The organism is Methylorubrum extorquens (genome assembly GCF_024169925.1).
Lineage (GTDB): Bacteria > Pseudomonadota > Alphaproteobacteria > Rhizobiales > Beijerinckiaceae > Methylobacterium > Methylobacterium extorquens_A.
In genome coordinates this window covers 2,443,800-2,466,966 of the sequence record NZ_JALJXF010000001.1, presented here as the reverse complement: position 1 = coordinate 2,466,966, position 23,167 = coordinate 2,443,800, and the positions used below count along the sequence as shown (strand labels likewise).

Genomic DNA, 23,167 nt, shown 5'->3' with positions numbered 1-23,167 from the left:
CTCTTGCACATCCAAAGGGTGGTTGGGGGTTTGACCCGATATGCGGGCCGATCGCGACAACCGGTGTCTTCCAGAGCCGAAAGCCGAAGCGTCCGAAGATCGTCGCAAAATTTGACACGGCGGCACGATTGTCCAATTTCGGGACAAGCGGTACCTCTTGAATGATTGGACGAAGGCGAATGGAATGACCTGAAAATCAGTATAAGCGATCATTGTTGCATTATAGATCGCAATACCCAGATAGATTAGGAACTCGATAAGCATGTTCACCTTCGACATGCGTATCGAGTCCCACTCCGACAATGCCACCGAACATGTGATCAGCAGACAAGCTTAGGCTTGCGACAAGCCGCAACCTCCTTTCTCAGAGACCATTTGGATATGTCGACGATTCTTCGAAGCTGTTTCGATCCGCCGACGGATCCCGTCGCTTTACGCGAGGCCTGGACTGCAGCCATGTCGCCGATCTTCCAGGCCACCCTGCCGAGCGGACGCCTGCTGTCCGGTCCGATCACGATGGACAACTATCATCTCGGCGATCTGCTCGTCGGCGAGGTTCGGGCGCCGGCTCAGATCCTGGAGCGGACGCCGCGCATGGTGGCGCAACAGGGCCTCGACCATCTGTTGCTTCAGTTCTACCATTCCGGCACCAGCCGGGTCGAAGTGGCTTGGGGCGAAACCGATGTCGCCCGGAACGCCTGCGTGGTGTTCGACCTCGCCCAGCCGGTGACCGTGGTCGCCGAGCCGATCCACGCGACCAATCTCCTCCTTCCGCGCGCCCTCATTGCCGAGAAGGTGCCGAATATCGAGGCACTGCACGGCCGCGCCTTCGATTACGCGACGGATCGCATCAGCCGGCTGTTCTTCACCTGCGTGCGCGAACTCGTCGACTGCGTCGATGTTCTCGACGTCCACCAGCTTCCGCATGTGAGCCAAGCCGTGGCGATGCTCGGCAGCGCCTGCCTGCGCGGGCAGGTGGCGGACCGGCCGGCGAGCGAAGTGCAACTCAGCATCACGATCCGGCAATACATCGAGAAGGAACTGGCCTCGCCGAGCCTCGATGCCGAGACGCTCGCGCACCGGTTTGGCCTCTCCCGTGCGACCCTATACCGGCAATTCGCCTCGGAGGGCGGGGTGCAACGCTTCATCCGCGAACGGCGCCTGCTGCGGGCGATCAAGATGCTGACGCAGGCCGGTCCGGCGGGGCGCCCGCGGATCTCCACGGTCGCCTATGCCACCGGCTTCTCCGACGAGAAGACCTTCAGCCGTGCCTTCAAGCGCCGATTCGGCTTCCTGCCGCGGGAAACCGAGATCGGCTCCAGCGTCTGGGGCCGGACGGCCGAGGCGCAGCCGGTTCTCCAATCGTGGCTCAAGGAACTCGCAGCGTAAGATCCCGTCGGTGACGGGTCGCCGTCATCGCCGAGCGATCCTATTGGAGCGCTCCGACGGATGGCAGCCGGGTCTCGGGGCGATGCTCTCGACGGCAGGGATGAGCAGGCCGCCAACATGGCCGCCGCTCGCTTGATCCATCTCAACGCCGAGCCTGCGCCCGGGCGGCAGTCTCTCCCGACCGGCTGACCGGCCGCATGGAAGAACATGGGTGCGAGCCCCAGCGCCGCAAGCACATGTCGGCGCCCGGTGATGTCGTCCATCTCCCGCCTCAAGCGCCGCGCGGGCTGGCTGATACGGTCCCCGCTCGGATCAAGCGGAAACCGGATCAGGCGTTCAGAAGGCCAGCCAGAACAGCGCGATCGTCGCCACCGAGGCGGTAGCGGCCAAGCCCAGCGCCTGCAGGCTGCCGATGGTCCGGTAGCGGGCGATGTCCCTGACGACGCCTGCGACCACCGGCATGCCGGCTCCGGCCGCCGTCTCGGCGTGCGGCACGGGCCCGGCCGTCGCCCGCACGTAGCGCACCGTCTCGATTTCGATGGATCGAAGCACCACACTCATCGCCTGCTCCCGTCTTCGTCCGACGGGCGCCATCCTGCCGCGCCGGCCGCACGACGCCTTGATTCAACTCAAGGCGTCGTCCCACGGGCCCCGGCATCATTGCCTCGCGGGAGCGCCGGAACCGGATCCCCCCCATAGGATCGACCTGGGGTTCTTGCGCTGGATCAACGCGAATGCGGGTCGGGCTGGGGGTTCGTCAACGAACTCGTCGGGCGGCCAGGTTTCGAGTATTCCGCCAAGCTTTCGCTAACGCTCACGCACGAGGGGCGACCGCATCGGCGGGGAACCGGAGCCGGCTTCACCTTTCAGCAACGGACGGGGGTGTTAGTGGGCGCGTCCACCATAGGGTTGCCGTCCAAGCGCCCAGTTGGGCGAGGGGTGCCGACAGGCCTGGGACAAAGCTCGATGCTCGCTCTCGTCCTCGACGATGCCGAGATGAACAACTTGGTGATGGTCGCCTCGTTGCGGCCGCTTGCCGGCTGCACGCCGCAGGCCTTCACCGTGCCGGCCGAGGCGCTCGCCTTCGCGGAGACGCGGGCGTCCGAGATCGGCGTCGTCATCACCGACTACGAGATGCCGGGCATGAACGGCGTCGAGTTCATCCGGGCGGTGCGGCGCATTCCCGGCCTCACCAACGTCCCCACGGTCATGGTGACGAGCCACGACCAACGGAGCCTGCGCCGCGAGGCGCTGGAGGCGGGGGCGACCGACTTCCTCACCAAGCCCGCCGACGCGGTCGAGATCCGTGCCCGCGTCACGAACCTGCTCGCCCTCTCCGAGGCACACCGGGCGCAGCGCGATCACGCCGCGCAGCTCGCCCGCGAGGTCGCGGCGGCGGTGGCGATGGTCGAGGAGCGCGAGCGCGAGATCGTCTCGACCCTCATGCGCGCCGCCGAGCACCGCGATTCCGACACCGGCGATCACATCGCCCGCGTCTCCGCCTATGTCGGGCTGATCGCCGAGGCGATGCGGATGTCCCCCTCCGATGCCCGGCAGCTCTGTCTGGCCGCGACCATGCACGACGTCGGCAAGATCGCCGTGCCGGACGCGATCCTGCTCAAGCCGGGTGCGCTCTCTCCCGAGGAGCGCCGGGAGATGGAGCAGCACGCCGACCGGGGACGGCGCATCCTGGGCGGCAGCGACTCGCCGGTCATGCGGCTTGCCGCCGAAATCGCGGGAAGCCACCACGAGCGCTGGGACGGGACCGGCTACCCGTATCGCCTAAAGGGCGAGGCCATCCCCCTGTCCGGCCGCATCGTCGCAGTGGCCGACGTCTTCGACGCGCTGACGACCCAGCGTCCCTACAAGCAGGCCTGGTCACCGGAGCGTGCGCGGGACTTTCTGCAAGAGAACGCCGGCTCCCACTTCGACCCGGCCATCGTCGAGGCATTCCTGAGCCGCTGGGCGGGAGTCCAGACCTTCCTCGATCTCGGCCGCGACACCGCATCCGCGGCCGCCTGATACGGCGCTTCGCCAGCCCGGCCCGTCGCGGCGGCGTCCGGCCCGCCGGGGACCGGACACGGCATCGGCGTGACGCCGTGAGCATCGTCCTGGATCCGACATCCATGACGATGCTCGAGGCCTGTGTTCTTGCATCATCCTTTCCGAAAGCCGGTGGCGACCTTTCGGGACGATGCCCTCGTCCGTCGCCGGCTCATCCGCCCCTCAGCCAGCTTCGCGCCGCCCGCCGATCGCGTGAGCCATCTCGCTCTGTTCGCCCTCGGCGCTCCCGGTGGGCACGTCGAGACGGAGGTGGAGTGCGCTGACGGTGCGGGTGAGCAGTCCGTCCAGGCCGGACGCCGTGTCGGCGAGGCGGGTCAGGTCGCCGTCGCGCGCCATGCGCTCGATGGCGCCCGCGCGATCCTTCACCTGCGCCGCACCGATATTGGCGCTCATCGACTTGAGGCCGTGGGCGGCGCGGGACACGGCCGGGGCGTCGCCGCGGGCGAGGGCGGTTTCGAGCTCCAAGAGCGCCTGAGGCGCCTGGGCGATGTAGAGCCGGAGGATGCGCGCGAGGAAGTCGCGGTCGCCGAGCTCTTCCAAATTGGCGATCGTCTGTTCGTCGAGCAGCACATCGTCCGAAATCCTCGGCGCCTGCGCCTCCGACGTCACGATCTCAGCCGGATCGCGGCAGGGGGCGGCCGCGAGATGCCGCGCCAGCAGGCCGCCGAGCTGCGCCAGCGTGAACGGCTTGGCGAGCATGCCGTCCATCCCCGCCGCCTGCCAGGATTCGGCGCCGTCGCCGACGACATGCGCGGTCAGGGCCACGATCGGCACGCGGTCCGCCCCGTCCCGCACCTCCCGGGCGCGAATGGCGACGGCCGCGCTGAACCCGTCCAGCACGGGCATGCTGCCATCCATCAGCACGAGATCGAAGCGGTTCGCGGCGGCCGCCTCCACCGCGGCCCCGCCATCCTCGACGCAGACGATGTCGTGGATGCCGAAGCGGCCGAGCGCTTCGGACGCAACCTCGCGGTTGACGGCGCTGTCGTCGGCGAGCAGCACCCGCGCGCCGGGAAAGGAGGGCAGGGCGGCCGCAGCGCTCTCGTCGGCTGACGGGGCCTCGATAGCGAGGGTCGTGCCCTCTGTGAGGGCGGCCAGCAGCGGGCGCCACTCGGCCTGGGCGAGGGGACGGCGCAGCACGGCGTCGGCAAAGCCCGCTCGCATGAGTTCGGGCCCGGAGGCGTCGCCGATCGGCACCAGGGCGATGACCCGGCCGGCACCTTCCGGGCGGCGACCGCTCGCCAGAAGCTCGGCCGCATCGACGATCCAGTGACCCTCCCCGGATTCGACGGGGTGGAAGCCCGCGGCCTGAAGATCGGCCGTGAGCGCCGCGCGCGTCGCACCGCCGAGCGCACCGAGGCGGACAGCGGTGGGCAAAGCGGGTGCGCGGCGGAGGGCAGGCTCGGCGCCCTCCGCGCCCTCGACTGGGATGCGCGCCCAGAACGTCGAGCCCTCGCCGATGCGGCTCTCGACGCCGACGCGGCCGCCCATGGCGACGATCAGGCGCTCGGCGATCGACAGCCCGAGCCCGGTGCCGCCGAACCGGCGCGCGATCGACTGGTCGGCCTGGGTGAAGGCGGTGAAGATCCCCGACAGCCGGTCCTGCGGGATGCCGATGCCGGTGTCGGACACGGCGATGCGCAGGACCGGCCCGGACGCCTCCTGCTCCATTTCCATCCGCACCAGGACATGGCCGGCGGCAGTAAATTTGAGCGCGTTCGAGACGAAGTTGCCGAGCACCTGACCGAGGCGCACCGGATCGCCGAGGAAGGCGCGCGGCACGTCGCCGTCGATCTGCGCCGCCAGATCGAGCCCCGCCGACCGGGCCCGCTCGGCGAACAGGGTGACGACGGTGTCGGCGACGTCGCGCGGGCTCAGCGGGATCCGTTCCACCTCCAGGCGGCCGGCCTCCACCTTCGCGAAATCGAGGATGTCGTTGATGATGGCCAGCAGGGATTGGCCGGAGCGCGCGATGACCTTGGCGTAGCGTTGCTGGCGCGGCGGCAGATCGGCCGAGGCCAGGAGTTCCGCCATCACCAGCATGCCGTTCATCGGCGTGCGGATCTCGTGGCTCATGGTGGCGAGGAACACGGACTTGGCCGCGTTGGCCTCGTCGGCGGATTGCTTGGCCTCGATCAGGTCGTGGGTCCGCAGCCGGATCTCTTCTTCCAGGCCCGCATTGTAGCGCGCGATCGCCCGGTCGCGCTCGTTCACCGCCCGCAAGAGGTCGTTGAAGCTCTCGGCCAGCGCGCCGACCTCGCCGCTGCCGGCCTCCGCGCGCCGGGAATAGTCGTGGCCGAGGCGCACCCCGTCCATGGTCCGGGCCAGAGCCGCCAGCGGCCGGGTGACGCTGCGCTGCAGGCCCATCGAGACCGCAAGCCCGAGCGCCAGGGCGAGCAGCCCGGCGAACCCCGCGGTGAGGCCGACCTCCGTGACGCGCTCGGCCAAATCGCGGTTGTCCGAGACCAGGACGACGCGGCCGATGGGGCGGGCGTTCTCCAGGATCGGAACCGAGACGCGCAGCGTCCGCGTCGTCATGAGATCGAGAGGCGAGACGGAGCCCCCATCGAGATCGATGTCGTTCGAGAGGCGCAATCCGATGCCCTGCTCGGCGAGGATGTCCCCGTCACCCCGCTCGACCGACGCGTAGACCAGGGCCTCCCCGTGGGCGATCGCCCGCAGGGTGCTCTGTGCCGCCGCCTCGTCGCCCTGGGCGGTCGCCTGCGCGGCGCTCGCGGCCAGGATTTGCGCCGTCATCCGAAGAAGGTCCCGCTTGGCCGCGGCGTAGCGCTCGACCTCGCGCCAGGTCGATAGACCGGTCAGGAGCAGCAGCGCGATGGCGACCGCACTGGCCACCGCCATGGCCAGCCGCCCGGACAGCGAGCGGATCGGGTTCGAGAGGGGCGCACGCACGGGCTATATCTCGCGGCAAAGGTCGCGCGACGGGGCGGATCGGTACCCCGGCACGGATCGCGATGGTTACTGGCTGATGACGAGCCGCCCCGAGATCGGGCCGACCCCCTTGGGGATCGGGACGCTCGAACGGTTGTAGTCCGCGTTGAGGAAGAGGTTCGGACCCTCGTAGAGATTGATCTGCTGGGCCACGACGACGGTATAGGCGGAGAGATCCGCCACGGGCCGCTGCGAGTCGATCACGAGGCGGCCGGCCGGCAGGTAGATGGTCCCGAGCATGGTGCGGGTGTTGTCGCTGATGATGCGGTAGGTCCGCATCGGCTTGCTTGCGCCGAGCGGAGGGGGGGTCGGCGCGATGATGTCGCCGAGAAGCGTCTCGGCGGCCCGCACCGGATCGATCGACAGGGTAACGGAGGGATCCTCCGCCATCAGGAGGCCCGCCATCGCACCCGTCGTCGGCGCCGACAGATCGACGGTCGTCTTCTTGTCGAAGAGAAGGCCGCTGTTGTTTCCGATGAAGTAGAAGCCGACATCCTTGCCCGTCATCGTCGCCTTCTTGTCGACGATGAGCGGGCCGTCCTTCATGACGTAGATGCCCGGCCGCAGTGTGACGACGGCATTCTTCGTGATGTGCAAGCCGCCGCAATAGGTGCCGGGATCGAGGGTGGTCGTCTCCGCGATGGCGTTGCTGCCCTTGCTCTTGCCGGTCAGCACATCGGCAAGGCGGAGGATATCCGGCAGGTTTATACAACTCCCGACCGGCGGGGCCGGCCGGTTGCGGAGCGGATCCTCGATGACGGGACAGCTCGTCTGCGGGTTGGGCGTGAAGTTCGCCCGGTCGTCCTTGAAGCCTCCCGCGGAGCAGATCGTCTGCGCCCGGGCGAGCGCGCCGTCGCGACCGACCATTCCCGAGCGGCTGACGGAGTTCGAGTAGAGGGCGCAATCGTAGGCCGTGACCTGAGCATTGCGCTCCAAGTTGAACGCACCCGCCGCCGCGGGATCGAGCGCCAGCATGCACAGGCGCATCCGCCCCACGACGCTCGCCCGGGCGCGCGCCGCGATCGGAATCGAAGCCATGCCGACGAAGGCCCCGAACGTGAGCTTGATGACCTGTTGGGCGCGCGCCTCGACGCTCGTCTTGTCGGAGGCGACGGTGACTTGGATGGAGACCGGGGTGTCGGGACCGGCTTTCGCCTCGGCCTGGATCGTCTGCGTCGTCAGGCCGACGATGGACTCGCTGCTCGACACGACCAGCTTGAGGGCATTGCCGCCGGCCAGCACGCCGGCATCGACCGCGCTTTGCAGATTGGTGCGCGCAGAGGCGAACCTGGCGTAATCGATCGCCCCTACGACCAGCCCGACCAGGGTGGAAGCCGCCAGCCCGAAGATCACCGCGACCGAGCCGTCGCTCTGCCGGCCCAGGCGCGCGAAGGGCTGCACCCACCGGATCGTGCGCGTCGACCCTCGGTTTGCGTCTCGCGCCACCATCGTGACTGTTGCCCTGTGACCGACTGCGTCCTTGTTCGAAGGGATAATTCTCCCGCGTTAATAGGACCTGCTGCGCAAAGACGGAGCGATGCTCGTACGGTTTACGCACCCTTCACGACGAGAAGCCCCTGCTTCCGCGTCACGGAAAGCGGGCTCGACCGGTCGGCCCAACAACGCGATCGGATGATGCGGTCCGGATCAAGGCGGGCATGGCTTTCCGCCCGGCAAGACAACCTCAGCCTGTCCATTGGTGGCGACCCCGTCGCGCACCGGCCAGGCGGTCCTGCCCGTGAAGGTCAAGTTGTTGAGAAACGGAAAGAAGGAAAACAGCGGTCGGTAGGACAGCCGCGTTTCGGCCATGACGAAGCGGTCGCCTTTCGAGGCCGTCCCCGCCGGCGGCGGCCCGATATCGGAACCGACGATGCGCGCCTTGTCCCCCAGTTGGACGCTGGAGCAGACCCTGGCCACGAAGTCGTTGCCCACCTTGTAGACGCCGCCCGCGGTCAGCACGATGCCGGTTCCGGCCAAGCTGTAGGGGGCGGCCACGACTTGAGCGGCCGCAAACACATCGTTGATGTCAGCGTAATCGCTCTTGGAGGCAAGGTCGGCCATCGCGATGGTTGCTTGGGCCAGACGGTTGTTGGTCGCGATCGCCCGCGGAATCTCGATCGTCGCAATGAACAGGAGCACGAGAACCGGTGCGATGAACGCAAATTCGACGGCGCTCACGCCGCCTTCGGCCCGAGCGAACGCATGCGCGGTCGCTGCGGCGCGCCTTCCTGTCCAAGGGTGACGCCGTGGCCTCATGCACACGGCTTTTCCGCGTAATCCTCCGTGCGGAAGACAGCCGTCGCCGTGAGGAGTTGCTTGCCGCCGGGCATGCGCTGGCCGGTGAAGTCGAGAAAGCTGAAGGGCCGCAAGATCGGCACGGCAGCACGCAGGACATGGATGCCGCCGCCCGTTGGACAGGTGAACTGAGTACCGAACCCGGCTGCCCAGTCGCCGCGGCCGGCATCGTAGGCCGGCGTGATCTGCTTGATGGCGAAGGCGGCGGTGCGCATGAGATCGACCCGCATCTCATCGCATTGGTAGAGCCGGACGCCCGAGCCACAGAGCAAACCACGCAGGTACCGCGCCGGGTCGGCGCCGTTCGCCTCCTCTTGGAACGCCCCGGTGCGGAGGAGGCGTGCCGCCCGCTGAACCGCGATATCGAACTGCTGCTGGGCGAAGACGAAGATCGACGCCTCCGCGATCACCATCACCAAGATGAAGAGCGGTAAGATCAAGAGCGATAGCTCGACCGCAGCGATACCACTCACGTCGCCGAGGAACCGCGACCTCAATGTGCCCGGCGTCTGGCGGGTTCGATTGGGCGGGGCAGGGCAAGAGGGTTCCAATAACTTCGTCTTCGCTACTGTCGCCCCTGTACAGCCCCGACTGCGTGGTGAAACATTTGGGCAGAGGTTACGCTCGTCTGACAACGATAAGATGGGGCGTCTTTACGCTCCGTGAATGCGGGCAGGAGAATTGTGCAAACCGATCAAATGAGACCCCGACCTGCTTCGCCCCTTCTGCCGTTCAGGAGCTTCGAACGGCGGCACGTCGGGGCGGTTGAGACGCCGGTAAGTATGGTCGGACCGGCTCAGCCCGACGATCCTTGAACCGGCGTTACCCCACTTCCGCCGGTGTCGCGGCCACGCCCGAACGTCGGACACCGTCCGATCGAGAACCGTGCCGCCCGCACCGGCATCCTGTTCGGGCTGCGCTCTAGTCTAAGGGGCGGACGCCTTCGGAGGTGCGGATCAGGGCAGGAACAGTCCGGGGTGTCCGCGAAGCGCCGCGCCGCCTTCCCAGCGCGACGGTTTATGAATGCGTGCCGCCTTATGCGGCACGCACATTGGCCAGGAAGTTCTCGACCTCGGATCGCAGGACGGCCGACTGGTCCGCGAGGCCATCGGCGGCGGTTGCGACCGCTCGGGCGGCCTGTCCGGCGCCTTCGGCCTCTTGTGCGACCTCGGCGATGTTGGTCGTCACCTCGACGGTTCCCGTCGAGGCCTGGGACATGCTGCGCACGATCTCCTGGGTGGTCGCACCCTGCTCCTCGATCGCCGTCGCGATGTTCGTCGTGACGCTGCGCATCGCCTGAATCTGCCGTGCGATGTCTTGGATCGCCTGCGAAGCGCCCTCGGTTGCCCCCTGGATTGCGGTGATCTGCTGGCCGATCTCGTCGGTGGCCCGCGCCGTCTGGCTGGCGAGTTCCTTCACCTCGGCCGCGACGACCGCGAAGCCGCGCCCGGCTTCGCCCGCACGTGCCGCCTCGATGGTGGCGTTGAGCGCCAGGAGGTTGGTCTGGCTGGCGATGGTCGAGACCAAACCGACCACGTCCCCGATACGGGTCGCGGCTTGGGCGAGCGCGGCCATCGTCTGCTCGGTGCGGGAAGCCGCCTGTACGGCGGCGGCGGACATGCCGGTGGCCTGCTCCACTTGCCGGCCGATCTCCTCGACGGTCGCGCCGAGTTCTTCCGCCGCCGCCGCCACGGCATTGACGTTGCTGGCCGTCTGCTGAGCGGCGCCGGCCACGCTGGTCGAGCGTTGCGCGGTCCCCGATACCGCATTTTGCATCGTAGCGGCCGAGTTCTGCAGCCCCGCGACGGCGTGCGCCACCCCGGCGACGATGCCACCCACGGAGTGCTCGAAGCGGTCGGCAAGGTCGCGCAGAAGGGTGCGGCGCGCCTGCTCTTCGCGCAGCCGTGCGGCTTCCGTCGTCTTGAGCTGCTGAGCAGCCTCTTCCAAAGACATGTCGCGGATGGTCACCACGGCACGGGCGATGTCGCCGATCTCGTCCCGGCGTCGACTGCCCGGCACCTCAGCCAGCGTCTCGCGAGCGGCGAGCGCGGTCAGGGCCCGGGTGAGCGCGCTGAGCGGCCGGACGATCGAGCGGGCGAGGAGCAGCCCGAGGATGGCCGTTCCCAGGAGTACGACGAGCGCGGTGAGGGCGAGCGTGCGCGAGAGGGACTGCGCGGCACCCACGGCTTCCGCCTCCGTCTGCTCCGCCACCACCGTCCAGGGCGCGCCCAGCACCGAAACCGTGGTGCTCGCCGCCATGTGGCGTCCGTCCGCAGCCGGATAGGCGAAGCTTCCGCCCGACAGTTGCGAGGCAGAGAAGCCGAGATCCGAGATCGGCGCGCCGGCCTTCACGAGCGGGTTGAGGGGAGGATTCGAGCGGAGGCGGCCATCGGCGCCCGCTGCCAGGATTTGCCCGGTCTCGCCCAGACCTGCCCTTTTGGCGAGCGTCCGGTCGAACAGAGCAGGCGTCACACGAAGGACGACGAAGCCGATCCGCTCCACCGCCTGCGCGGTGCCCATGGCGACGTTGGCTCGCTTGGTCATTGCCCGGCCGATGAAGGCCGAGGGTCCGCCGCCGACGGGATAGGCCGCGAAATCCTCGAACACCATCGCCGCCGGATCCTGGCTCTTCAGGCGCTCGACGAGGCGCGCGAGCCCGGTTTCCTTGAGGTCCGGATCGTGCAGCGACTTGGCGAAGTCCTTGCCTTTGGTCGTCGTGTAAACGATGCGTCCGCTCTCATCGAGAAAGATCAGATCGGCATATCCCGGTTCGGCGACGATTCGCCGGGCCACTTCCTGCACCTTCACGTGCCGTCGACCGTACATCGCGGTCGCGGGCGTGCTGTCCAAAGCAACGCGTGCCTCGACCGTCTGGGGGCTCTGGAACGCCTCGACGATGCCGGCAAAATCGGGCTTCGACGGGTCGAGGTTCTCGACGAGATCGGGGAAGTTCGAGACGATCTGCGGGTGACCGGCGGCTGTCAGAAAGTCTGCCTGCATTCGGTCTGCCACAAGCTCGATACCATCGCGTCGCGCGGCCGCCGCGAGTTCGAGACGAGCCCCAGCCGCCTCGATGAGACCTGACTTGGCCGACGACCAGCTGAAACCGCCCATCGCCGCAGCGCTCAAGAGGGCAAGACCAATGGTTGTCGCAGGCAAACGGACCCCGAGACGGGATATAGAGATCATAGTTAGGCAAGCCAGGCTGCAATTCGACGACCCAGGTGATGCCCAGCCGAGATTAAGATTTTAATAAGGACCGCTCGACTCCCAACACAAATTCCTACTCATGAGGCGATTATCCGGCCGGCTCCAACACGACCTCAATGCAAGCGATGAGGACTTGGCGCGCCGAGGTATGTACTGATCGTCACTTCCAACACGGTGATTTTCAGGCGCAGTCGAAGAATAACCGGCGCGATCAACTCCGGATCAACACCGTCAATCGCTACCTCATGTAGCTCCGTGAGCAACCGGTAGATTTCGATCAAGTCGTCATCGGGTATGAGGTAAAAATCGTCTTGCCTCAATGCATTATGCACCCTGATGAGCGCAAGCACCCGCTCAACGAGAAGATCCAAGTCGGCGAAAATTATAATTGTTTCTGTTGCTGATTTGAGATCCATAATTCCACGGCTGGCGAGGCATCCCTGCGAAGCTCAACCGTATTCAACGAGGGCACGAAGATCTATGGAAGGCCGCGGGCGCCTCTATCTGGCATTTCAGGGTAGGACTATTTTATGAAACTCGCACAAACCGGTCTGTGCGATCGCACACTCCAAGTAAATATCTTAAATACGCAGGATAAATAATCTTCGAAACCGAACGTGGCCTCAACAAAAAATCATTGAGTTATTCGCTCCAACTGATTTGGACATCCCTCGAAACAGACGTGACATTCTGCGCTACGCGCTTGCCGAATTAGCCCGTTGAGCGCTCGTGGCTGATGTCGTGCCGAAGGGCGGAGAGGATGAAATGCTGCAGAAAGTCTACGGCCATCACCATCTCGATTCCTAGAACGAGGCGGCCGCAGTATTCAAAAACCAGCGCCGAAGACCGCGACCTCTGATCAGAACATTGATTGAAGAGAACCAAGCCGAAACGCAGACTTACCGCGATCGACAATTTAATTATCTATATGAATGTGTTGGGTTTGGTGGGCCCGGCAGGACTCGAACCTGCAACCAGACCGTTATGAGCGGTCGGCTCTAACCATTGAGCTACAGGCCCCACGCCCATTTCCGTAGAGGGAAACGCCCTAGTCCGTCCAGCCCCGTCGAGGGCCATTCCCCCCGATTTCCGCCCGTTTCCGCCCACTCCGGTCCCGCATCGGTCCCGCGTTCCCGGCGCGTTCGGGACCCGTTCTAAGCCGCCCGCCCGATCCTGGCGACGTTCTCCCGCGACCGCAGCGACCGCAGCGGCAGGCCGAGCCGGGCGAGCCTCTCGACCTGCCGGGCGTGGGCGCCCTCCACGTCGTGGTCCTTGTGGTAGTGGAGCGAGAAGATGTCGTGCAGGCCCGGTGCGGCGCGCGCCTTCGCCCGGCCGCCGGCGATGCCCGCCTGGTAGTCCTGGGCATGGTGACCGTAGACGCGCTGGAGCATCGCCTCGGTCATGCCGAGGTAGTGCGCCGCGTCCCATGCGTTCGCCCCGCGCTGCATCAGCCATGTCGCGCAGGTGTGCCGGAGGACGTGCGGCGTGACGTCCGGACCGAGGCCGGCGTTGCGGGCGGCGGTGGCGAATCCCTTGTTGACCTCCTTAACCGGCTGGTTGCGCCACTCGACGACGAACTCGGGCATCGTCCCGTCCGGGCGCGGGATGGAGGCCCATCGGCGGATGTGGGCGACGAGCCTGTCCGGGAGGCGGACGGGGGGCTGGCGCTTCTTCGTCTCCGCGGCCCCGATGGCGCGCCGGTGGAACACGCCGCGCTTCAGGTCTATCCACCCGTGTCCCGGTGTCGGTTGGAACGCCGCGCCGCAGATCGCCGCCGCGCGGGTTCCGGTGTAGATCCCCACGAGCGTGAAGCGGGCGAGGTGCCTGTGGGACATCTTGCCCGTGGGCAGGACCTCCCCGGCGGCGGCGCCCCGGTGCCGGCGCTGCATCTCGCGATAGCGCCACGCCGTCCAGATCATCTGAGCCGCCTCGACGCGCTCCAAGTACCGATCCTTAGACGCCCCCTTGTCCGGCAAGGGGACCTCGATGACCTGCCGACAGTAGCCCTCATGGCGGTGATAGTTCACGGCCGCCCGCAGGTCCTCAAGCTCGCGCCGGACGCCCTGCTCGGAAACCATGCGGGGGGGCACGCCGGTGACGTCCGGCCTTGCGGACTTCCACGCCTGGCCGCAGCGCCACTTCGTGTAGGCCCGGCAGGACCGGCCATTGATCTCCGCGAGGGCCTTGCCCTCCCACCACTCCCCGAGTTGGAGGAGGCGCTGCATGGTCTTGTCGGCGCGGGCGTGCTTGGCCGCCTTGTCGGCGGCGTAGATCGCCAGGACGTCGGTGACGAGGATGTGGCGCGGGTCCTGGTCCTGGTCACGGCCGGGCTGGTGCTTGGCCGCGATGTACTCGGCTAGCTGGACCTCGGCGCCCGCGCGATCCGCCTGAGCGCATCCAGTGACGATGCGGACGCCGCCGTCGTCCTTGATGACCCAGACGGCGGCTTTGCCTGTCCTTGTTTTGCTGGGCTTCTCGGCCGGCTTGAGCCAGAGCCTCGGTCCTTGTCTGCGTGCCGGCATCGTTCGCGCCACTCCTGGATGATCCTTCGAGTGACCACGATCCGCCGCCCGTGCCGCTCCGGCCGGAGATCGCCCCGGTCAATGGCCTCGCGCATCTGGCGCACGGTGAGCGCCGGCCACCAGCCAGTCCCCTCGATTCCCCGCACGTGCCAGGGGACGAGGAGCTCGGGCAGCCACACGGCCGTCTCGACGTCGAGCGGCGTATCGTCGAGGGCCGCCGCGGCGGTTGCCTGGCGTCCTTCGAAAATGTCGACGCTGACGAGGAGTTGGAACGCGGTCATGATCTACAGTCCAGGCTCTCGCGGGACCGGTCAACGGCCGACCGCGCACGTTGACCGTCTAGGGTTAATGTCGTGGTCCTGTCGGTCCCGGGACGCCCCGATCAAACGGCCTACGGGACGGCGGCGTCGAGACGCTGGGCGAAGGTCCGAAGCCGTGCGGCGCCTGGCTCCTGCTCGGTGGCCGCCGCCTTGCCCTCGCACCATGCTGCCAGCGCCGCCGGGTCGCACCGAAGCGCAGAGCCGTAACCCTCGTGGGGGCACCCCGTCATCGTCCATGCTCGGACGGTCCAGTACGTCGCCGGCGGGCCGAGGATCTCGGCGATCTCCTGCAGCGGCAGCGACCCAGGCGTCACCGGGTCGATGGGGGCCATGCCGTCGGCGATGGCCCGCGCCCGATCTAGGAGGGCCTCACGCTCGGCATCCGATGAGACGTCGTGCATGTCGCCGAGCGCCTCGATGGCAAAATCCTCGCCGCCGATGCGGAGGGCGTGGACGAGGGTGCGCACGTGGTCTGGCCGGGCGTCCGAGGCGGTCTGCTCGGCGATGGCGGCGTTGGTCTCGGTCCGAGTCATCACAGGTCTCCCAAGGTTGCGAACGCATCGTCGTCGGCGAGGATTTGGGCCTCCAGCGCCTCGGTCTCTTCCTTCCGGACGGCGGCGCGGACTAAGGCATCCCGGCGCTCCTCCCTTACGCGCTCGACCCAGCGCGCCTGCAGGCCCCGGTCCCAGTCCCGGTGCAGATCCACGAGGATGCCCATGGCGTCCCCGATGCGGGGCCACTGCTCCCGGATGTCGGCGGGGACGTACACGCCCCACCCCTCCGGGATGCGTGCGCCGGTGTCGGCGAGGACGATGTCGGCGAGGAGTTGCCGGATTTCCGGCGCGACCTTTTCGGAATGCCGCGCATCAAGCGTCGCGTTCAACTTGGCCTGGGCCCGCAACTTCCTCTCGATGCGTGCCTGCGCCTCCGGCTCCAGGTCCCGGACTTGAACGGCGCGGCCCCCGAGGACGCCGTACCGCATCTCGCGGCTGCGCAGCGTCCATACGGGTGACCCCGCTGGGTCCTGGGTTTCCAGGAGGATGCCGAGGTGTACCCCCCAACCGATCAGGTTGCCGATGAAGTCGAGGGTGAACTCGGTGCTCCATCTCCGGGCGCCTCGGGCGACGTCTATCCCTGCGCGCAGGTCTGCCATGGAGAGGCTCGCGCGGCTGCCGTACAGGTCGAGGAGTGAGCGGTTAGCCTCGAAGGGATACAGGCGCAGACCCTGGCCGTAAGGCCGAGACCGGATCGCGCAATTCAGGATCAAATCGGGCGATGTACCGTAGAGATGCCCATACTCGGGCCGAGATTTGAACTTGTTCCAGCGACGTGCCATCCCAATCCTTCTCTCCAATCGAGTGCCACAACACGATGAGTTTGGCGCGCCCCCAAATCCGCGCGCACGCGGCCTGGTCGGTGACCCCCTCGACGGCCCGGGCCGCGGCGGGCCCGTCACCGGCGATGAGGGCGTCCGCCTGGGCGTCGACGACGCGGGTCTCCTCCCGCCAGTCAGCGAAAGCGATCACTGCCGCGTCCTCGGCTCATCCGTGAGCATGAGTGTTTGATGGGGTGGCGTCCGCTCGTAAGTAACCCTCTTTCTGAACCCGATCGCGTCGAGGACGCTCTCTCCTAGAGCGCGTCGGCCTCGGACGACGTCCGACACATATTGCGGTGATACCCCGGCGCGGCCGGCCCACACCTTCGCGTTCCCACTCTCTTTTATGGCGGCGCGCAGGTGCTCCAACACCTCGCATTCTGTCAGCTCAGCATGCCCGGTCATGTATCGCTCCTGTCGCACCACAGTAAAACGAATCTGCCGATCCGCCTCAGAACATGATGGGAAGTCACCATCCGAACGCAAGAGACATTTTTTCGGCTTGTAAGGCGTGTTCTGGCACGAGAATTGTCCAAGCGTAGTGAACTACTGTTAGGTACGCATCATTTTGCGCTGCATCATGCCGAATTAGTCTTGCAGCCTATTTTGGTCGGGGGGTATTATCTGCTTATCCGCCGACAAGCTGCAGGCTCGACGACATGATCACGCTCGCCCTCCTCCTCCTCGGCCTCGCCATCGTGGCGGCGCAGGCCTACGCCTCGGCCGGGAGGCCGCTCCCGGTCGCCGAGGCGATCCCCCTCTCCGCGCTGGGCTTGACGTGGCGCAGGGAGAAAGACGTCGTGACGAGGCGGGGCCCTCGAAGCCTCTGGTTTGGCCTCGGAGATCCGGCCGCATACCGCCGGGCATTTGAACTGTCGCGCGAGGCGATGGGCGCTGCGGGCTACTCGTGGACGGACGGCATCATTGACGGGCGGGCTGTCGGCCGGACGCCGTGCTGCTGGGCGCCCGTCCCGGCCGACGAGGCGGCCGCCGAGGCCGCTGTCGTCGTCGCCGAGGCCGCCCTCGTGCGCGACGCGGCTGAGGTTGAGGCGCTCGGCATCGAGCACGCGGCCTGCCTCGACAGGCTGCGAGTGAGCCTCGACACGCTGTACTGGGCGTGGCCCCCGAAGAAAAAGGTCATCGCCGAGGCGCTGCTGGCGGCGCCGCTGGGCTCCAACGGTTACCCCACCGCCGAAGTCTCCCAGGTGGCATGGGCCCTCTTCCGGCAAGTCAAGGAATCCGTCGAGAAGGTCCGCGAGCGGCTGGCCCGGGACCCGGCACACGATTGGGTCGCACGGGCGCAGTTGCCCGGCGTCCCGGCGGCCGTCCACGACGCCGTCCGATTGATCACCTCGCACGACGTGGATCGGGCAAGCGTTCAAAATGGCATCGGGTGGGGCAAGAGCCACACGCACACAGGGCACATCTTGGCAGCCCTGCCGGAGCTCTCCGTCATCCAGGCGAGCTCGGCCCTGTCCGCCGTCTGGAGGCACAGGAGGCAAGTACCCGCGCAGTTGCGCCAGGCGTGCTTCGGCTCGGCGGAGGCATAAGCGTGACCCAACTGTTTTTCTGGCACCTGATCGACGCCGCGGGTCCGCACCCGGACTGCATCCGGCCCCCTCACGTGCGCTGGACGGAGACGTGGCGCCCCGGTGACGTCATCCCCCCAGGAATTTCGCCCCCGGTCGACGATGGGGTGCCGTGGCGGCGCTGGGTCCACGGACCAGAGTACGACGGGCAGGTCGCCTCGGATATCTGGGAGGCCGTCTATGCGAGCCTCCCCCTGGAGACCCCTGCGATCCCGTTCCCGTTCTACGGGTTTGTAGAGACGAAGCGGCTCCCGGACGGGGCTGCGTGGGGATGCCTGGAGGCCGTGCATGACGGCGGCCTGTCGTTTGTGATGCTTCGGGATGGGGTCTTGGAGTGGGAGGACACGCCCGGAGCGGGGGCCCTGGAGTATGACGAGGGCACCGGAACTTGGACGCGCCTCCCGGCCAAGGAACGCTGGGACGAGGAGGCACAGGACTGGGTCCCGATAACTCTTGCGCCGGAGATGCCGACGCAGGAGGCCTTCCTGGCCGACCTCCGTGCCCGCCAGGTCGCGGCCCGGGCCGTCGAGATCGACTGCGAGACCGCCCTTGTCGAGGCCGGGCTGGCGACTTGGGACGCTTCCGGCACCCGGGTCGTCATCCGCGATCCGGACGCGCCCGACCTGCCTGTCGCGCTACATCATCCGGTCCGCCTACGCCGAGGCACTATCGCGACGGCGTACAGCTACAGTCTACGGCTGACGACACCGGCATGTGCCGACTTGCCATTCGTCCGGAGGGTCGAGGCCGTCACTGGCCTCCGAGCCCGGGCGAGCGCGGTCACACGCGATTCGGTCGCGCGCAGCATCGCCGTTGATCTTGCGACGGACACGCACTGGGAACGCCTCGACGAACTCCTGCCGCACACGTCCGTCGTGGCGGTCGAGAGGGTCCTGCGGCACCATATCCTGTGGGGGATAATCTCGGCGTCGAACGCCCGCAAAGTCCTGGACGGCACCGGGTGCTGGGAGCCCGAGGGCCGGAACAGGGAGGTGCTCGCCCGGATGAAGGCGGCGGCGGGAGAGGCGCCCGACGAGTTGGTGTCCTCGACGGCATGGACAGCCGCTCATGCCGTCGAGGACGGCTGGGTCGTGCCGGGGAAGGCCGACCGGTCCACCTTCCCGAAGGTGACCAGGCTCGGTCGCGCGCGGTGCTTGTTCGCCGCGACGGAGCCCTGAACGCTACACGACGGAAGGGGCAGACCCCGCGACGGGAACGAAGCGGATCTCCGCATTGAGACCCCGTAAGCGAGGCTGTGTCCTACGCCTACTGACTTGCGAGTGCCTGCGTGGCCGAGGCGCACCCGTCTGTGCGGAGTTTATCTCGCGTCGGGCCGCTTGTAGCGCCAACACATAACTCAAGCGCTTACGCCTCGACATCGCCTTCGGCTTTTCCACAAGCCCAAGTCCATTTCCGCTCGTGCACGACAAAAGTTTGTGTGTCGTGCACATTCGTGTATAGGAGGATGATGGCTGCCAGAAAACGAGCCCGTCCCACTATTTCCCTCACTCTGAACGAAAGAACCCTCACAATGCTCGACGCTTATGCCAGCAAGCATCTCGGCAATCGGAGCGAGGCAGCAGATTGCATCGTCGGCCGATACACCTACCTCACTCAAGAGGCCGATCTTTCGAGCGTCTCGTTTGATGCCTTCGTCATGTTGTGCCAGATCAATGGGGGTCTGATTACGACAAAAATGGTTGAGCCGCGCGGGACTTTACTCGCGGGTGCTTATCAGAAGCTTGCCGATCAGAATGATTTCCGTCGTACCCTTGACGCTAAGCCGCCCGGTTTCTTTCGTGACGACTCTCAAGAAAGTCGATCAGCTTTTATCGACAAGTTAAACATTGAGCGCGAGCATCTCAATTCTGTTGTAAATCTAGTAAAGTCGCTCGATCAAACTCAGAGCATGGCTTTGCTGGAGTACGTTGAGCAAGTGCTGTGCGGAGACGATGACACGCATATCCGTGAGCATTGCGCAAATGTTTACGAGCAAATGCAAATCCGTACACGCGATATTTAAATTCCGCTGGCCGCCTGTTCCCCCACGCTAGACACGCAAAACCGGCAGCGGCGCCACACTCAAGGCCTCCTTGGACAAGGCGAACGGCTTCTTCGAGCAGGCCGTCACCAGCGCATTCGAACACGTCTTCGAGTACCTGGAGCCGCTCAGTTCCCACGCATCCGTCGGTGGCCCAAACGGGGAGGACCGCCACCGGAGCCGCGTGAGACGGGAACCCTGAGGTAGGGGCGCGAGAAGCCCGGAGGTCATCGCAGTCCCCGTACCGCTTTTCTGGGGCACGGGGACTGCGCTGTCACGACGTCACCTCGTGTCGAAGCGGATGCCGAACAGGCCGCCGGTCTCGTCGTCAGACAGGCGCGGCCGGAGCACGGCCGCGTCAAGGTCGATCTCGCTTCCCAGGTCGAGGACGTCGAGCACCTCCGAGTTCAGGGCGATGATGTATTGCCCGCCCCGAGACACGGTCGTTCGGTGGCCGAGGGCGATGGCGGTGCGAACCTGGCGGGGGTCAACGCCGTCGAAAAGGTGGCTGTCGTGGACGAGGAGCCCAGGGCCTCCGTTGAACCGTTCCGCGGCGGTCTCGTAGAGCATCAGGTCGAAGCAGAAGATCTCCATGCGGTCGATCCCGCCCCGGTTCCCGTCGCCCTGGATGCTGATGCGGAACTCAGGCCCCTTGGGCGTCGCCTCGACGATGAGGTTGCCGTACCGGTCGTCGTAGAGCTCGGTGATCGAGCGGTCGATCATGAGGGTGGCCGAACGAAGGGCATCGCCCCGCTCCCGATGATCGGCCTGAAGACGTTGCAGGAGGGATGCGCGCTCCTGCAGCAAGAGGGACTTTTTGCCTTCGAGGATTTCCGCGTTCCTGAGCTTTTCGCGCAGGAGCTCGACCTCGCTGCCGAGGGTGCCGATCTCCTCGGCCATCATCGTGAAATCTTCCAGAGCGCCCTTGCCGGCTATTTCGGCCATGATCGCGCTCTGGCTCTCGTCCAGGGCGGTCATCTCGGCGTCGACCAAGGCCAAGCTCGCGCGGGTTTCCGAGATCTGCCCCCCGAGATGGACGCGTCGATTCTCGGAAACCGACCTCTGGAAGCTGGCGACGTCGTCCATCTTGGCCAGGACGATGCCGGGCAACTGGACGTCGGCGGCGCGGTAGAGGCGTTCGAGGGCGGCGTATTCCGGGGCCCTTTCCTCGGCGACCGCCGCCTCAAGGTGGGCGATGGTCTGAAGTGCGCGCATACGCTCGAAGCCGAGCGACTGGATGCGGCGTCGGGCGGTCGCGGCTTCCGCGGCGCGTTCCCGGTAATTCTCGGCGACCTCGAACGCGGCGATGGCGGCCCTGAGGCGTTCGATCCTGGCCTCGATCCTCTGGATCTCGGGCCGGATCTCCCCGACGCTTCCAAACAGCTTGCCGAAGGCGCCTTCCTTGATCGCCTTCCGTAGGTCGGCCAGGGCGGCGGTGGAAACCTTGAGCTGTTCGATGGCCCGCGGGATGCGCCAGTCCAGGCCGATGAGGTAGGACAGGTTGACTTGCCAGTCGTAGGCGTTCTGCTTCTCGTGCTGGCGTACCGGCACAGCGAACGCGCCTCCGGCGTTGCGTCGGATGAAGTAGCTTACGAGCGAGCGGAAGCCCGGCACAAAGGATTGCTCGAACTCGGTGCCCTTAGGGTCCCTGGGCAGGCCAAACCAGTAGTGGCCGAGGATCTCGCGCCACCGCTCAACGGTAAGGTAGGCCGCCTCCGACTTGTCCCGCGTCAGCGGGGCGGCGATCTTGGCGGCATCCTCCTCCAGGAGAAGCATCCGGTTTGCGTCGGCACCGCTGCGCGACACGGTGATCTCGTGAGGACCGAGCCGGAGTCTGGCGTGGAATGTGAACGCGAACAGGGCGGGCGACTGGAAGATCGACGACTTTCCGGCGGCCGAGCCAAGCAGGAAGTGCATGACCTCGATCACGCTGGTCTTGCCGGCGCTGTTGCGGGTCTGCCTTTCCGTGGACGCGTCGGTACGGTCGGCGAGGACGACGTTGAGACCTTCGTGGAAGGTGAGCCCCTTGAAGCCCGGCAGGTCGCTGGTGAGGGATAGGATCATGGCTTGCGCTCGGCCCGCACGAGCAGGCCCTCGTCGTTCAGGTCGAGGGCGCCAAGGGCCCTGAGCAGGCACATGGCCAGCACGAACCAGTCGAACGGCAGCACGGCGCTGTCGGGGCGCGACGCGCGGTTCTTCCGTACCCCGTCCCACGCCTCGGAAACGGTCATCGGTCGGGTAAGGATTTCGAGGATGTCCGCGCCGACGCCGATGAGGGCCCGATCCTGGCTGAGGTGTTTGCTCGGCAGGATCATCCGAACACCCCTTCGTCGGCAACTTTGTCTTTGAAGATGGTGCACCGGACGAAGAGGTAGGAGAGCAAGCTCCAGGCGGCCACGTCCATCTCGACCGCGACCGGACCGTGGCCGACGATGTTGCTGTAAAGCTTCATCATGATGTCATCGGGTTCGAGGCCCTGGAGGTCGAGATCGACGTACTGTCGCCTGAACTCGTTGGCGATGGTCATCGCCATAAGCGGGACCGGGTGGCCCTCGATCTCCCTCTTTACGATGCGCTCGTTCAGGCCGCCCATGGCGATCTTACGCTGGATGGCTCCCGACAAGCCGTTCGTCCGGAGCTTGCCTACCGGTACGTCGCGTCGCTCGTCGTCTTCCGGCAGTTCCTCAAGGGTACCCTGGGCGATGGCATCGATGACGGCTACCACTTCAGGAGCCTGGATATTGCGGAAGTCCTCGGCCGTAACCTCGCGTCCGAGCAGGCCGGTCACCTGGTAGGACTCCAAGGACATGATGTGGGCCTCGAAGGTCGCCCAGCCGAAGACTGCGATACGGTGATGCGGGTTGGCGGCCTGCAGCGCGTCGATCCGGGCAAGCGGCGTCGTGCCCATCCCGAGGATGAAGTTGTTGACGATGTGCCAGACCTTCATGTCGGGCCAGTGCCCTGCCGCTCCGACGTAGTCCTCGTCGATCTTGGCCGCCAGTCGGGCATTCACGGCCTTGACCTTCGCACCGCCGTTCTCAGCCCCGTAGCACTGGAAGATCTCGTGCCCGGGGCGAAGGTAACCATCGCACTTCCGATCACCGAGCGAGCCCTCAAGCGCGGGCCTCATGAAGGCGTCGGGGTGACGGAGTTCCATCATTCGACAGAAGAACTCCTGGAAGTGGTTGCCGGTCAGGCGCCGCAGCGTGAGCTCCAGCATGTCCGAGAGGGCGAGCCGTTGCTCAGGAGGGATCGGCATGGCTGCGTTCGTACAATCACGGGCGGATTCGTTGGGGGTCAAGCGTAGCAGCCGGCGTTGAAACCCGCGAGCGCCAGAAACACCGACGGGCGGGATGACGGTCATTCCCGTGGATCCCGTTGGGCGAACCCTTGCGAGGGGACGCAAGCGG

The 23,167-nt window shown here is 66.4% G+C and carries 18 protein-coding genes and 1 tRNA gene; 5 read left to right on the top strand and 14 right to left on the bottom strand.

Annotated features, from left to right (window positions below):
- The first annotated feature begins 456 nt into the window (after positions 1–456).
- Entirely contained in the window at positions 457–1,389 is a 933-nt protein-coding gene (locus J2W78_RS11645; protein ID WP_253370590.1) for a helix-turn-helix domain-containing protein, read from the top strand.
- A gap of 336 nt (positions 1,390–1,725) precedes the next feature.
- Here J2W78_RS11645 and J2W78_RS11640 read toward each other — a convergent pair whose 3' ends face one another.
- Positions 1,726–1,950, bottom strand: coding sequence for a hypothetical protein (locus tag J2W78_RS11640; protein ID WP_253370588.1), 225 nt, complete (start codon positions 1,948–1,950; stop codon positions 1,726–1,728).
- Between the two features lie 405 nt (positions 1,951–2,355).
- On the opposite strand from J2W78_RS11640, the gene J2W78_RS11635 reads away from it, so the two are divergent.
- Positions 2,356–3,411 (top strand): HD-GYP domain-containing protein, encoded by a 1,056-nt coding sequence (locus J2W78_RS11635; protein ID WP_253370586.1) that lies wholly within the window; start codon positions 2,356–2,358, stop codon positions 3,409–3,411.
- A gap of 204 nt (positions 3,412–3,615) precedes the next feature.
- Here the strand turns inward: J2W78_RS11635 and J2W78_RS11630 are convergent, their stop codons facing one another.
- The 10 genes from J2W78_RS11630 to J2W78_RS11580 all read right to left on the bottom strand — a co-directional run bounded on the left by J2W78_RS11630 (position 3,616) and on the right by J2W78_RS11580 (position 16,088).
- Positions 3,616–6,366, bottom strand: coding sequence for an ATP-binding protein (locus tag J2W78_RS11630; protein ID WP_253370584.1), 2,751 nt, complete (start codon positions 6,364–6,366; stop codon positions 3,616–3,618).
- A 66-nt stretch (positions 6,367–6,432) separates the two neighbouring features.
- Positions 6,433–7,854 (bottom strand): TadE/TadG family type IV pilus assembly protein, encoded by a 1,422-nt coding sequence (locus J2W78_RS11625; protein WP_253370582.1) that lies wholly within the window; start codon positions 7,852–7,854, stop codon positions 6,433–6,435.
- A gap of 198 nt (positions 7,855–8,052) precedes the next feature.
- Positions 8,053–8,661, bottom strand: a complete 609-nt coding sequence (locus J2W78_RS11620) for a TadE/TadG family type IV pilus assembly protein (protein WP_301288570.1) — start codon at positions 8,659–8,661, stop codon at positions 8,053–8,055.
- Positions 8,658–9,173, bottom strand: a complete 516-nt coding sequence (locus tag J2W78_RS11615) for a TadE family protein (RefSeq protein ID WP_367399417.1) — start codon at positions 9,171–9,173, stop codon at positions 8,658–8,660. Before J2W78_RS11615 ends, J2W78_RS11620 begins: the two co-directional genes overlap by 4 nt.
- A gap of 562 nt (positions 9,174–9,735) precedes the next feature.
- Positions 9,736–11,889, bottom strand: coding sequence for a methyl-accepting chemotaxis protein (locus tag J2W78_RS11605; protein WP_253370579.1), 2,154 nt, complete (start codon positions 11,887–11,889; stop codon positions 9,736–9,738).
- A gap of 134 nt (positions 11,890–12,023) precedes the next feature.
- On the bottom strand, positions 12,024–12,326 hold the full coding sequence (locus J2W78_RS11600) for a hypothetical protein (RefSeq protein ID WP_253370577.1): 303 nt from the start codon (positions 12,324–12,326) through the stop codon (positions 12,024–12,026).
- A gap of 528 nt (positions 12,327–12,854) precedes the next feature.
- Positions 12,855–12,930 (bottom strand) — tRNA-Ile (locus tag J2W78_RS11595).
- Positions 12,931–13,064: 134 nt separating this feature from the next.
- Positions 13,065–14,432, bottom strand: a complete 1,368-nt coding sequence (locus J2W78_RS11590) for a site-specific integrase (protein ID WP_103711549.1) — start codon at positions 14,430–14,432, stop codon at positions 13,065–13,067.
- 391 nt (positions 14,433–14,823) lie between these two features.
- Positions 14,824–15,285, bottom strand: a complete 462-nt coding sequence (locus J2W78_RS11585) for a hypothetical protein (RefSeq protein ID WP_103711550.1) — start codon at positions 15,283–15,285, stop codon at positions 14,824–14,826.
- Positions 15,285–16,088, bottom strand: a complete 804-nt coding sequence (locus J2W78_RS11580) for a hypothetical protein (protein WP_181017408.1) — start codon at positions 16,086–16,088, stop codon at positions 15,285–15,287. Before J2W78_RS11580 ends, J2W78_RS11585 begins: the two co-directional genes overlap by 1 nt.
- Positions 16,089–16,786: 698 nt before the next feature.
- Here J2W78_RS11580 and J2W78_RS11575 point away from each other — a divergent pair.
- The 3 genes from J2W78_RS11575 to J2W78_RS11565 all read left to right on the top strand — a co-directional run bounded on the left by J2W78_RS11575 (position 16,787) and on the right by J2W78_RS11565 (position 19,739).
- Positions 16,787–17,677 (top strand): hypothetical protein, encoded by an 891-nt coding sequence (locus tag J2W78_RS11575; protein WP_103711553.1) that lies wholly within the window; start codon positions 16,787–16,789, stop codon positions 17,675–17,677.
- 2 nt (positions 17,678–17,679) lie between these two features.
- Positions 17,680–18,894, top strand: coding sequence for a hypothetical protein (locus J2W78_RS11570; RefSeq protein WP_253370575.1), 1,215 nt, complete (start codon positions 17,680–17,682; stop codon positions 18,892–18,894).
- Positions 18,895–19,247: 353 nt separating this feature from the next.
- Complete coding sequence (locus J2W78_RS11565; RefSeq protein WP_103711555.1) at positions 19,248–19,739, top strand: hypothetical protein; 492 nt, start codon at positions 19,248–19,250, stop codon at positions 19,737–19,739.
- Positions 19,740–20,039: 300 nt separating this feature from the next.
- On the opposite strand, the gene J2W78_RS11560 is transcribed toward J2W78_RS11565, so the two are convergent.
- Genes J2W78_RS11560 through J2W78_RS11550 form a run of 3 tightly spaced genes read right to left on the bottom strand, consistent with a single transcriptional unit; the run spans position 20,040 to position 23,121 of the window.
- Positions 20,040–21,821, bottom strand: a complete 1,782-nt coding sequence (locus J2W78_RS11560) for an ABC-three component system protein (protein ID WP_103711556.1) — start codon at positions 21,819–21,821, stop codon at positions 20,040–20,042.
- Positions 21,818–22,072: an ABC-three component system middle component 6 gene (locus tag J2W78_RS11555; RefSeq protein ID WP_103711557.1), complete on the bottom strand. Its 255-nt coding sequence runs from the start codon at positions 22,070–22,072 to the stop codon at positions 21,818–21,820. Before J2W78_RS11555 ends, J2W78_RS11560 begins: the two co-directional genes overlap by 4 nt.
- Complete coding sequence (locus tag J2W78_RS11550; protein ID WP_146056442.1) at positions 22,069–23,121, bottom strand: ABC-three component system protein; 1,053 nt, start codon at positions 23,119–23,121, stop codon at positions 22,069–22,071. Before J2W78_RS11550 ends, J2W78_RS11555 begins: the two co-directional genes overlap by 4 nt.
- Between the last annotated feature and the right edge of the window lie 46 nt (positions 23,122–23,167).